Origin of the sequence: Actinopolymorpha sp. B17G11, assembly GCF_040196095.1 — a bacterium.
Classification (GTDB): domain Bacteria; phylum Actinomycetota; class Actinomycetes; order Propionibacteriales; family Actinopolymorphaceae; genus Thermasporomyces.
The window spans coordinates 1-857 of record NZ_JBEFTW010000108.1; the positions used below are offsets into that span (position 1 = coordinate 1).

The window sequence follows — 857 nt, forward strand, 5'->3', positions numbered from 1 at the left end:
GGTCATGCCGATGTGCGGGCGGCGATCAAGGCCGGCCGGACCCGCCGACCGGCGTGATGATCTCGACATCGCCCCCATCAGGTTGCCACGACATCTCAATGTCGTCGGCGATGATCAGCCAGCGGGCGACTTCTCGCCTCTCCCACCACTCCACCTCATGGACGAGGCGCCCGGAACCGTCGAGGCGCAACTCGTCATAGCGCCAGTCCGCGTGACCCGATCCCACTGCGAGTCCGTCGAGCCTGTAGGAGCGCACCGTCGGATAGCGCAGTGTGATGTACCCGTCGTTGTACGCGCCGCGCAGCATCAGTTCTAGAGACACGAGCCGGTTGTGCCAGTGCGGCGCTCCTGGCCCGGAGCGCTCTGCTATCGACATGGCTTCCAGGCGGCTGTCGTGCGGCGCTCGATGGTCATAGCTGGCGTAGTACCAGTCTGAGCGCGCGAGGTGAAGCGCACCGGCAGGGAATCGCGCGGCGTTGGCCTCAACATAGTCGCGGTAGGCCGCGAACCCCGCGTTCGTGCGCCCGTCGGACTGAAGCAGGAACATGTAGGTGGATTCTGCCAAGGGGTGTCCGAGAGCGCCGCGCGGAACACACGCACGCGCCGCGATTCCTACAGTCGTGCCGGGTTCAGCCCGTGATCCGCGGCTGCAGCCACTCCCAGTCCGCTTCGTCGTAGAGCGTGAAGGTATCGGTCCCATCCTCGGTCCGACGGACAAGCTGAACCGCGAAGAACTCCCCATCTGCCAGGACCTCAACATCGTGCTCGACGGCTCGACGCACGCTCGATGCCAGTTGATCCGCTTCATCCCTGCTCAGGCCTGAGTCCACCACTCAGAGTCGCACAAGCACGCACTC

At 65.1% G+C, this 857-nt stretch carries 1 protein-coding gene; it reads right to left on the bottom strand.

Annotated elements, in window-relative coordinates:
• Positions 1 to 25: 25 nt before the first annotated feature.
• Entirely contained in the window at positions 26 to 547 is a 522-nt protein-coding gene (locus ABN028_RS35200; RefSeq protein ID WP_349699671.1) for a hypothetical protein, read from the bottom strand.
• Positions 548 to 857: the final 310 nt, after the last annotated feature.